The organism is Deltaproteobacteria bacterium (assembly GCA_016210005.1).
Lineage (GTDB): Bacteria > Desulfobacterota > Binatia > HRBIN30 > JACQVA1 > JACQVA1.
In genome coordinates this window covers 1-10944 of the sequence record JACQVA010000063.1, presented here as the reverse complement: position 1 = coordinate 10944, position 10944 = coordinate 1, and the positions used below count along the sequence as shown (strand labels likewise).

The window sequence follows — 10944 nt, the reverse complement described above, 5'->3', positions numbered from 1 at the left end:
TTCGGCCATGGGCCTCGGCCTGACAGTACACAGTACTGTCAGACTGGTGAGGATTTGCCCGGTCGGCTGCACGTTACCCACAGATTTGTCGCACACCCGACGGCGGAGCGGGCGTCTGGCCCTGCTTGACTGGCGGTCGGCGCGCGCGTAATTTGAGTCTCCGTTCAGATTTTGAGCCCTCGTTCATGACTGCTGCTAAAGTCTCACGTAAGGAGCGCGAATTGGCCTTGCGCCAGGCCCTGGTATTCGAGGCCGCCGAGGCGGTGCTGGTCGAGCGCGGCTTCCACGGCGCCTCGGTTGACGAGATTGCGAAGCGGGCCGGGCTGTCGGTGGGCACGCTTTACAACCTCTTCGGCAACAAGGAACGGCTGTACGCGGCGCTGATGGAACGGGGGGTAGAGGAAATGCGGCAGTTCGTACGGGCGCGGGTGGCGGGGGCGGCGAGCAGCGCCGACAAACTGCACGCGGCCATCGATGCCATGTTCGACTACTTCGCCGAGCACGAGCGCACCTTTCGCGTCTACGTCAGCGCCACCCATGGCTTGCAATGGAACATCTTGCCGCAATTCGGCGAGCGCGTGTTCGCCCGGATGCAGGCCTTCAGCGACGACATGACCGGTTGGTGCCGCCAGGCGGTGCGGGGCGGCGCGCTGCCGCGTATCGATCCGGCGCTGCTGGCGATGGCGTTGCTAGGTACCATCAATGCCATGGTCACCCGCTGGGTCACCGAGCGGCGCGGCCGCTTGACGCAGTACCAAGCGGGAGCGCATGCCATCCTGAGTGCGCTCGGCGACGGGCGCTCGAGCCGGCGGCCGACCAACCGCGCCGCCGTTCGGACATCACACTAGTTCTATGATTCTCGCCGACATCTCAGTCCGCCGCCCCGTCTTTGCCACCATGGGCATCATGGCTCTGGTGGTGATGGGGATATTCTCCTACCGCTCGCTGGTGGTCGACCTGTTTCCCCACATCGACATTCCGGTCATCGCCGTCACCACCACGCTCAAGGGGGCCGGGCCGGAGGAGATGGAAGCCCAGGTCAGCAAGGTCCTCGAAGAAGCGGTGAACACCGTCAGCGGCATCGACGAAGTGCGCTCGATCACCCTCGAGGGGTTTTCCCGCGTGATCGTGGTTTTCCACCTCGAGCGCGATCTGGAAGCGGCGGCGCAGGACGTACGCGACAAGGTGGCCACGGTGCTCAACCAGCTGCCCGAGGGCACCGATCCACCGGTGGTGGAGAAGTTCGATCCCGACAGTACGCCGGTGATGATGATCGCGGTGTCCGGCAACCGCGACCTACGCGAGTTGACCGAGATCGCCAAGCGGCAAGTCAAGGAGCCTTTGGAGAGCGCAGCGGGGGTGGGCGCCATCCGTGTCGTGGGTGCGCGCGAGCGCGAGGTGCAGATCGTCGTCGACCCCCGGCGCCTGGAGGCCTACGGGCTGACCATGCGCGAGGTGGCCCGGGCGTTGGCGGCGCAAAATCTCGAGGTGCCCGGCGGCCACGTGGTCGAGCGCAACCACGAGGCCATGCTGCGCACGCTCGGCCGAGTGAATACGGTCAGCGACTTCGAATCGCTGGTGGTGACTATGCGGCACGGCACGCCGATTCGCATCCGTGACCTCGGCCGTGCCGTCGATGGTTTCGTCGAGCCCCGCTCGCTGTCGCGCCACAACGGCCGTAACGGCTTGACCCTGCTGGTGCGCAAGCAGTCGGGGGCCAACACGGTGGCGACGGTCGACGCGGTGCTGGCACGCCTGGACGAAGTCCGCCGCACTTTGCCTCCCGGGGTCGAGGTCGCCGTCACCCGCGACCAGGCCTACTTCATCCGCATTGCCCTGGCCGAGGTGCAGAAACACCTGGTGCTGGGCTCACTGCTGGCCAGCGTGGTGGTGTTCTTGTTCATGGGCAACTGGCGCGCGACCCTGATTGCCGGGGTGGCGATTCCGTGCTCGGTGATCGCCACCTTCGCCTTGATGAAGGTGATGGGCTTCAGCTTGAACTGGCTCACGCTGCTGGCCCTCACCCTGTCGGTGGGCATAGTCATCGACGACGCGATTGTGGTGCTGGAGAACATCTTTCGTTTCATCGAGGAGAAGGGCATGGCGCCCTTCGAGGCCGCGCGCGCCGCCACCGCCGAGGTCGGCCTGGCGGTGAGCGCGACCACGCTGTCGCTGGTGGTGATCTTCGTGCCGGTGGCCTTCATTCCCGGGATCATGGGGCAGTTCCTCGAAAGCTTCGGGCTGACCATGGCCGGCGCCATCATGGTCTCGCTGCTGGTGGGCTTCACCCTCACGCCGATGCTGTGCTCGCGTTTCCTGTCGCACGGGCGGCGCCAGGGTCCCTCCCGCGAGGCCTGGTTCTTTCGGCCGATCGATCGCAGTTACGCTGCCATGTTGCACTGGTCGCTGCGGCATCGCTGGGCGGTCGTGGCGGGGGCGGTGCTGACGATCGCCTCGATCCCGGTGATTGCCGAACACGTCGGCAGCGCCTTCGTGCCGGAGGAGGATCGCGGCGACTTTGAAATCAACCTGAAGATGCCGCAGGGCTACTCGCTGGCTCGCAGCGACGCGGTGGCGCGCGAGATCGAGCGCGAGATCCAAGCCCTGCCGGGCGTGCGCCACCTCACGGTTACGGTCGGCTCACCGGAGACCGATTCCGTCACCACGGCGCAGATGGCGGTGGATCTCTACTCGCTGCGACAGCGCACCGTGAGCCAGTTCGAGCTGATGACCCGCGCCCGCGAGATTCTACGCCGCTACCCGGAACTGCGCAGCAGCGTGGATCAGCCGCCGGCGATGTCCGGCAGCGGCTTTCGCTCGGCCGAGATCGTCTACCACGTGCAAGGGCCGGACTTGGCGGAGCTGGAACGTTTGGCGAACTCGATCGCCGGCGTGATGGCATCGATCCCGGGCATCGTGGACATCGACACGACCTCGGAGCCCGGCCGACCTGAGTTCCAGGTGCGAATCAATCGCGCCAAGGCCGCCGATCTGGGCGTGGACGTCGCCGACGTCGCCTTCAGTCTACGCACAATGGTGGCCGGCGATAAGGTGACGACGTTCAAAGAAGGCGTGGATCTCGTCGATGTGCGGTTGCGTCTCGACCAGCAGTACCGCTCCGATGCCGACACCATCACGCGCCTGACGGTACCTTCGACGCGCCTGGGCCAGGCGCGGCTGGACAGCGTCGTGGACCTGATGCACGGCACCGGACCGGCGCAGATCGACCGCCTGCAGCGCGAGCGGCAGATCAGCCTGCTCGCCAACATGGCGCCGGGCAATCCCCTCGGCGACGCGCTTGATGCGCTGGAGCACAAGGTGGCCCAGCTCGAGGTTCCACCCGGCTACCACACCGGGGTGAGCGGCATGGGCAAGCTTTACGGCGAGACCCGTCAGGGCTTCCAGGTTGCGCTGCTACTATCGGTGATATTCATGTACATGGTGCTGGCGAGCCAGTTCGATAGCTTCTTGCACCCGGTCACTATTTTGCTCTCGCTGCCGCTGGCGGTCCCGTTCGCCTTGTTCTCGTTGTGGCTCATCGGCGGCACCCTCGATATGTTCAGCGCTCTCGGTATCTTGCTGCTGTTCGGGGTGGTGAAGAAGAACGCCATCTTGCAGATCGACCACACCATCGGCCTGCGGGCCGCGGGCGTGCCACTGCGCGAAGCCATTATTCAGGCCAATCGCGAGCGCCTGCGGCCGATTCTGATGACGACCATCTCGCTGGTTGCGGGCATGGTGCCGCTGGTGTTCTCCACCGCCGACGGGTCGGAGACCAACCGCTCGATCGGCATCGTGGTCATGGGCGGGCAGACGCTGTGCCTGCTGATTACGCTGTTGATGACGCCGGTGGCTTACTCGCTGTTCGAGGACCTCAAGGCCTGGCAGCCTTGGCGGCGCCGTGTCCACGCGCCGGTTGCGGCGCCGGCACCGATCTCGGCCCCCTCGGCCAGGGTCGAAGGCTGACGGCGCAGTCGCCTCTCACAAGCCGGCGCTGCGGCAGGGGCGCAACCGCCCCTGCCGAGCTCATGTATCTTGCAGCCCTGCGATCGCTACCGAAAAGCTGCACCCGCTGAGAACAAAGGCGCCGCTGGCGCCAGCTCTCACTCGTGCGTCATTCCTTGCCGGATGGCTTGCAGGATGAAGAGAAAATCGCGCTGCTCACACATCGGGCCGATCTTCGACACCGCTTCGAGGACGCTCAACTCGGCGCGCGTGATGCCGTGGCGCGTATGCATGCGCTTGTTGGCTTTGAAGCGCTCCCAAGCCGAGCCCTCGGGGGCCGATTGCGGCGCCACCATCGAGCGCAGCCCGGGGTTGGCGAGCAAGAACATCTCCTGCTCGTCGAGGTCGAGCGCCTTGGCCAGCTTCGTCACCACCTTCGGGCTGGGATGCCGGGCGCCGACTTCCAAGTAGCCGATGTAGTTCGGGCGGCAGCCGACCTTCTCGGCAATCTGCGCCTGGGTCTGCTCGAGTTGCCGGCGCCGGCGTTTGATGACGTTGCCGAACGAAAGGGCGTTTGCACTTTGTGCTCCCATCTGTCACCTCCTGACGGAAAACTTTCCTGCGCAATTAGTTGATGCGCCCAACGAATGCAAGTGGCTACCTAGCCTAAGTGCCCCCTCCGCACAAGCTGTTTCGACCCGGCCTGGCCGGCCCGCCTGAACCGCCCGAGCCGCCTGGCGCACGGCTGCTACTTGGCAAAGCGGTTGTCGGTAAGCTGCAGGCTGGGGCTGTCGGCGCGGCTTTCGATCTCCTCGAAGGTGCGCTCGTAACCCGTGAACTTGATCTTCCACTGGCCGTCTACCTTGACGTACTCGTCACGATAGAAGGCAGCGCCGCGCAGCGTGATGCCGGCGTCGAGATCGATGACATAGTCCGACAGTGCCCAGATGCCGACCGCAGTGGCCGGGCCGGTGATCTCGATCTCCGGATGATGGCCGTGATGCGCGGACATGAAGGTGGGGCGGTCCATGGCGTCGATGAGAAACCTCATGATCTGTTCGCGGCCCTGAAAGGAATACTTGCCGCCGCCGTACGCCGAGGCCGCATCTTCGGTAAACGTCTCCCGCAGCTCCGCCCAGCTGTGCTGGTCAAGACAGCGGAAGTACTTGTACTTGAGCCGCTTGATCGCTTCGATCTCTTGCAGGTCGTACATCGGGGCCCTCCCACTTAGCTGGTTGCTACTATCCCGAGCGGGCGGAGACCTGCAAGCAGGTCGCAGCCGGTGACTCGGGCGCGACCCTCACGGCCGCACACGATAGGTCACCCCGACGGTGAATCCCGGGCTGCTTTCGAGCTGGTAGCGTCCGGGAAAGAGCGGCTGGTCCGCGGTTGTTACCACGCGATCTTCCATGATCCCCAGCCCGACGTTGGCATCGATCGTCCAGCGGCCGTGTGCGACGCCGATGCCGAGCATGGCCATGGAATCGGTAGTGTCGTAGAGTAACGGGCTGAGGGCGGAGGCTTCCATCATCCACTCCTCGCGCGAGAAGCCCGAGCGCAGCCATAGCCAGTCGGCCGCGGCGTACTCCAGGCCCATGCCGTAACGAACGGTGCTGCGCGCAGCGCTGATGAACCTCTGGTTGAGCTGGGGGTTGCGCTCGAACTCGAACTCGCCGTTCTCGAAGTTCGGATAATCGGTCCACGTCGCTTGGGCGGTCACCAGCAGTTGCGGGGTGACGCGGTGGGCGATGCCCAAGACCACGCTCTGCGGCGTATGGAAATCGATCGTCACCCGCTCGCTCTGGCCGCCGACTTGGCCGCCGCCGCCCATGAAGACGATGCCCGGGCCGCGATAGGACAGCCCGAGGGTGGTGGCCCGATTGAGATCGTAGAGCAACCCGGCGGCGCCGGTTACACCGAAACCATCGATGTCGAAGTGAACGGCACCCAGCGGGCTGGGGGCGCGGGTGCGAATGCGGCCCCATGTCGGCCCAGCCTGCACGCCGAAGCGCAGCCCAGGTGCGAGCTCGCGCCCCACCACGAGCCCTAGCTGCACCAGTCCGGACTCGGCGAGCAACTGCTCCGGGACTCCCGCCGCCGGATCAGCGGCGAAGTTGAACGATGCGCCCACCGTCCCGTACAGCCCACCGCCGACATACCACGGCGCCAACCCGTCACTGCCGACCCACAGCAGCGGACCAAACGGTGACTCACTGCTCTTCTCGTCGTAGCCGGCCTGCGGGCTGGTGTAACGGCCGCTGACCGTGGCGGTGGCAAAGCTGCTTGAGATCTCGGTACCGGAGCGGCCGACGATACCGGCGGCGTTGAAGAGAAGAATGCTGGCGCCATCGGCCGGCGAAGCCACCACGTTGCCCGATAACCCACCGTCGCGCCCGCCGATGTGGGGAACCTGCAGCATGCTGGCCGCGGCGGGCCGGGGGCACGAACCCGCGGCGAGCGCGAGCGTGAGCAGCAGAGCAGCCGGGAAGGACATCGTTGGTTGCATGTACAGCTCCTGAGAAGTCGTCTGGGTTCTACCGTCGCAACCGGCGGCCGCCGCGCCCGGCGTAGCTACGCGCGCGCGCCGGCGGCCGCTGCGGGCGCAGGCCCGCGAGCAGAACGCGGGTGGTGTGAACCACCAGCTGCTCGAGGTCGAGCCGACCGATAAACGCGGCGCGCACGGGCTGTGCGGGAATCACGATGACGCCGGTGAGCGCCGACCAGATTGCTACCGCGCTCGCCCACGGATTCGGCACCGCCAGATCGCCTTCGGCCTCTGCCTGCTGCAACAGATCGGCGAGAATGCGCAGCGAGGAGCGGCCGAGGTCGGCCCAGCGCTCCAGCAACGCCGGCGCAACCCGGCCCGAGTAGCTGTGATGCGGGACGACGAACATGTAGCGGAAGGGCTCGGCCTGCGCCACCGAGAAGCGATGGTAGGTCACCGCCAGCTGCTCGATTTGCGCCACCGCCGGACGCGCCGGATCGAGGGCGGCGCGCGCTGCCGCCTGCAGCTTCTCGGTGTCCTCGATCAGCAGCGCGAAGGCGATCTCTTCCTTGCTGGTGAAGTAGCGGTAGACGGTACCCTTCGCCAAATCGCAGGCGCGGGCGATCTCCTCGACGGTGGTGGCCTCGATGCCGCGGGCCACGAACAGACGGCTGGCGGCCTTGACGATGGCGCGCTTGCGGGCGACGTGCTCGCGCTGACGGCGTACGCTCCTCGGGCGCGAGCCGATGGTGACCATTGGTCATCTTATGACCAATGGTCACCCGAGCGTCAAGCCGCCGGCTCACTCCGGCGGATGCGGTACCCGGACAGTGAGCCGATGCTGGGAGCCCGGCCACCACCCGGTTTACCGGGCAGCTGCTGCCGCCGAGTCGGGCGGGAGTCCGGTCCAACCGGCGGGCGGCGTTCAGATCGTGAGCCCGCCGTCGATCGAGACGATGGCCCCGGTCATGTAGCGGCCCTCGTCGGAGGCGACGAAAGCCACCAGCGCAGCGACTTCCTCCGGTCGGGCGACGCCGAGCGGCGTCATCAGTTTGGTGATCGCAGAGAAATCAACGCCGGCCGGCAGCTTGAAGGCCCCTTGCATCGGCGTGTCCATGCCGCCGGGGGCGACGGCGTTGACGCGTACGCCGCGGCTCAAATACTCATCCGCCAGCGACTTGGTGAGCTGGACCACCCCGCCCTTCGAGGCGCAGTAGGCGGCGCTGTACGGCTGCCCCATGAGCCCGGCGGTGGAAGCGATGTTGACGATGTTGCCGCCACCGTCGAGCAGATAGGGCAAGACCGCTTGCGCCATCAAAAAACTCCCGGTGAGGTTGACGGCGATGATGCGCGACCACTCCTCGAACGGCAGTTCGTGCGAGTGGGCGAACTTGCCGATGCCGGCGCAATTGACCAGCACCGCCGGCCGGCCCAGGTCGGTGGCGGCGGCCGTCACCCCGGCGCGGGTGGAGCGGGGGTCGGCGACGTCGACTTGATACGCGCGCGCCTGGCCCCCGGCCTTGGTGATCTCCGTGGCCGCGCTCTCGGCCCCGGCGAGCACGACATCGAGGCAGGCGACGGTCGCTCGTTCGGAGCCCAGCCGCACTGCGGTTGCGCGTCCGAGGCCGGATGCCGCCCCGGTCACGATTGCAGTCTTACCGTCGAACCGATGCACGTGTACCTCCTCACTTGGAGTTCTCGCTGCCGGCGCTAGGCGCGGCGCCGGTCTTGTACGGCCGAATCGCACCGATGGGGCAGCGCTGATCTTCGACTAGCAGGGCGTCGCCGCCAAAGGCGCACAGGTGCCCTTCCTCGTGCGTCGATATCGCGATTCGGTCGGCGACGCGGAGCGGGTGGCAGTAGGTCCCCAGCTCGATGTGGTAGGCGGTTGCCGGCGTCGGCGCATAGATGACCAGGTTATAATCGTCTAGCACTCGCCAGCTGTCGATGGTGCGAATGAGGATGCAATCCAGCGTCATCTTGGGCAGCCGCAGGGGGCGGCGATCCTCGGCTGCGCGGTTGTGCACGGCGGCGGTGCAGCTGCTCAGGGCTGCCGCCGACGCCAGCGCTGCAATCGTTGCGCGCAGCACGGAAGGCCGGTTACGGCCGCTCATGGGTCTCCGCCCAGCCTCGCTGCAGCGGCACGAAGTAGCACATCGTCAGCTTGCGCGAGCGGAATTTCCACTCGCTGCCGGCGCGCACGTAGCGGTCGTCGTAGTAGCCGGCGCCGATCATGCTGGTGCCGTTCACGCTGGCGCGCAAATCGAGGTAGCACACGCCGCTGGCGCTGTCGCCGTGCAGCTCGATCAGGTGATTGTGCACGAACGGGTGGAGCTGCGGCCCGCTGATCATCTGCTGATACTCCGCTCGCAAGGCGGCCCGGCCGCGGATGGCAGGGCGCTCGCCGGTGTCCATCTCGCCGTCGGCAGTGAACAGGGCAACCGCGCCGTCGACGTCCTTGCGCCAGACGCAGTGCGCGTAACGGTGGACCAGGTCACGAATCGCTTCCTTATCGGCCAATCGCCGAACAATATCTTCCGCGCTTGCAGCAGCCATACGTGTCACCTGCATCCGACCATATCACGGTTCGCCCGTCGGGCCACACGCCGCCGGCTCAGATAGCCGGACCCCGGCAAAGTGGTTCACGGAGGGTTGCGGGGTCGTCGCGTTGCCACGGCAACAGGTTAATCCATTCGACTTGACTTCCCCAACGCGCCGGCGCAGAGGGCCCGGCGCCCTCCGCGTGCGTCGTGTCGGACTCTTGGACGGGCACGCCTCTCCTGAGCGGCGTCGAAGGGCTCTGTCGCGCCCTCCGGATGTCACTGGGCGTGTTGGGCCGGTACTGTCAACGCGCCCGCATTGGATCCCAGGCCAGGGCCACCGCGCCGCGGATGCCCCAGTCGGGGGACTCGTCCGTGAAGCCGACGGCGGCGCTGGGGCGCAGGAGGATGTCCACTGCACCGGCCGCCCGCCCGGTCTCCCCGCGCAGCCGTGAGGCCGCGCGTGTCTCCGTACGCCGTGTCGATTCTCAATCACGTGTCTTCACGCCTCGCAGTACGCCTTCCCAAGCCTGAGCCTGCAGGCCGACCCTACTGGCTCTTTCTAGCAATCGCGCTACGTCCCCATGGCCCTTACAGTGGCCGGACCAGTCGCCTCGCAGCGGGCTTCGCGGCTTGCCTTTGGGCGTTCACAAGTTGTCTGATCCGGCCAAGGATCTCAGCCGCGGCGACCGGTGACAACGTGGCGCTGTGCTGCGGGGCAGGGCCTTCCGTGTGCTCTACGCCTTCGCTGGCTAGGCCGCTTGCATCTCAACGACGAGACGCTTACCCAGTTGCGCCAGCGCTTCCTGCAGCCGCGGCAACTTCGAGGGGTGCCGCGGGTCGAGTAGGCGGCGAACCTCCTTCTCGTCGCACCCGAGCCGGGCGGCGAGATCGCGCTTCGTCAGCTTCGTTTCTCGAAGCGCGAGATACAACGCCGCCTTGGCGGCCATCGGTGCCGAGATCGGCACCATGCGCTCCCCGCGACACGGCGGTGAGGCGGCAGGAATCTCATCGCCCCGGCGAATGCGCCCAGCGATCGCTTCATCCAAGCAGTCCCGGGCCTGAGTCAGCGCACCCTGGTCGTCGTCACCCTCCGTCAGGGCCTCGGGGAGGTCCGGAAACCGCACGAGCACGTTGCCCCGATGCCTTTCGAGCTTGGCCGGATACACGAACCCGAAGTTCTTCATTGCTCTCTTGCCTTTCTCCGACTCCTTCGGTCGCTACCGCAGGTCCTCGCGGGTTAAGCCCAATTGCACCAGCATCGCAGCCAGCAGGCCGGGCGACAGTTCTTGGCGCCGATCTTTCAGTACGGTGAACCGTTCCCCATAGTACACGGTACCGTGGCTGCCCTTGCCTCGCTCCGCGCGAAAGACAACCCGGACACCCCGGCCCCTTCCGAGTTTCTGCAGCCGGCGAAGGAACTCAGCCCCGGTCACCGGAGAAGCATCGGACAAGAATGTCCGAAAGTCAACGCGCCGGAGAGCCGCCCGAGTCTCGCTGTCAGGTCGAGGAAAGGTGCTGACGGGGAGATTCGGAGTCGCAACTCCGCAACGGCCGTCCCGATCGTCGAGCAGAAGGTCCGCGAAGTCCTCAAGATTGCCGACCGCGTCTGCGTCCTCCGCAACGGCCGCGTCTCCTTCACCGGCCCCGCCGCCGCCCTGCACGACGACACCAAGCTGCGGGAGGTGTATCTGTGAGAAGTGCAGTCAGCAGTTAGCAGTCGTCATCAAGTTCTCGGATTGCGGCTTGCGACCGACGCGCGTCGTTTCTCTCGTACTGCATAGCGTGTCCCCCGTTATGAAGGTCGCGTCTGACAATGGGCCTTGACGTGCGTGGTCGAGAAGACGGCGCCGGCCATCGCCGAGCGCATGCGCGCCGAGCGGGTCGACGCGGCGGCGTTGGTGCCTGCCTGACCGTTCTGCTGCCGGTCCGTGGGACTGGTCCAACGGGTTCTGGAAGCGAGCGGCATCTCGA

General features: G+C 66.4%; 11 protein-coding genes. 3 read left to right on the top strand and 8 right to left on the bottom strand.

Annotated elements, in window-relative coordinates:
• The first annotated feature begins 185 nt into the window (after positions 1-185).
• Together HY699_06560 and HY699_06555 are read left to right on the top strand one after the other, a co-directional pair.
• On the top strand, positions 186-848 hold the full coding sequence (locus HY699_06560) for a TetR family transcriptional regulator (protein MBI4515459.1): 663 nt from the start codon (positions 186-188) through the stop codon (positions 846-848).
• Positions 849-852: 4 nt separating this feature from the next.
• Complete coding sequence (locus HY699_06555) at positions 853-3966, top strand: efflux RND transporter permease subunit (protein MBI4515458.1); 3114 nt, start codon at positions 853-855, stop codon at positions 3964-3966.
• A 137-nt stretch (positions 3967-4103) separates the two neighbouring features.
• Here HY699_06555 and HY699_06550 read toward each other — a convergent pair whose 3' ends face one another.
• The 8 genes from HY699_06550 to HY699_06515 all read right to left on the bottom strand — a co-directional run bounded on the left by HY699_06550 (position 4104) and on the right by HY699_06515 (position 10157).
• Complete coding sequence (locus tag HY699_06550; protein ID MBI4515457.1) at positions 4104-4538, bottom strand: helix-turn-helix domain-containing protein; 435 nt, start codon at positions 4536-4538, stop codon at positions 4104-4106.
• A 155-nt stretch (positions 4539-4693) separates the two neighbouring features.
• Entirely contained in the window at positions 4694-5158 is a 465-nt protein-coding gene (locus tag HY699_06545) for a nuclear transport factor 2 family protein (GenBank protein ID MBI4515456.1), read from the bottom strand.
• 87 nt (positions 5159-5245) lie between these two features.
• Positions 5246-6451, bottom strand: coding sequence for an outer membrane protein transport protein (locus tag HY699_06540; protein MBI4515455.1), 1206 nt, complete (start codon positions 6449-6451; stop codon positions 5246-5248).
• 28 nt (positions 6452-6479) lie between these two features.
• A complete protein-coding gene (locus tag HY699_06535; GenBank protein ID MBI4515454.1) occupies positions 6480-7187 on the bottom strand; it encodes a TetR/AcrR family transcriptional regulator in 708 nt (235 codons plus the stop codon).
• Positions 7188-7355: 168 nt separating this feature from the next.
• A complete protein-coding gene (locus tag HY699_06530; protein MBI4515453.1) occupies positions 7356-8105 on the bottom strand; it encodes an SDR family oxidoreductase in 750 nt (249 codons plus the stop codon).
• A gap of 10 nt (positions 8106-8115) precedes the next feature.
• Positions 8116-8544: a hypothetical protein gene (locus HY699_06525; GenBank protein ID MBI4515452.1), complete on the bottom strand. Its 429-nt coding sequence runs from the start codon at positions 8542-8544 to the stop codon at positions 8116-8118.
• Entirely contained in the window at positions 8531-8986 is a 456-nt protein-coding gene (locus HY699_06520) for a nuclear transport factor 2 family protein (GenBank protein MBI4515451.1), read from the bottom strand. Before HY699_06520 ends, HY699_06525 begins: the two co-directional genes overlap by 14 nt.
• Before the next feature lie 736 nt (positions 8987-9722).
• Positions 9723-10157 carry a type II toxin-antitoxin system HicB family antitoxin gene (locus tag HY699_06515; GenBank protein ID MBI4515450.1) on the bottom strand — a complete coding sequence of 145 codons (435 nt, stop codon included), beginning with the start codon at positions 10155-10157 and terminating at the stop codon, positions 9723-9725.
• Between the two features lie 102 nt (positions 10158-10259).
• On the opposite strand from HY699_06515, the gene HY699_06510 reads away from it, so the two are divergent.
• On the top strand, positions 10260-10667 hold the full coding sequence (locus tag HY699_06510; protein ID MBI4515449.1) for a hypothetical protein: 408 nt from the start codon (positions 10260-10262) through the stop codon (positions 10665-10667).
• The last annotated feature ends 277 nt before the right edge of the window (positions 10668-10944 follow it).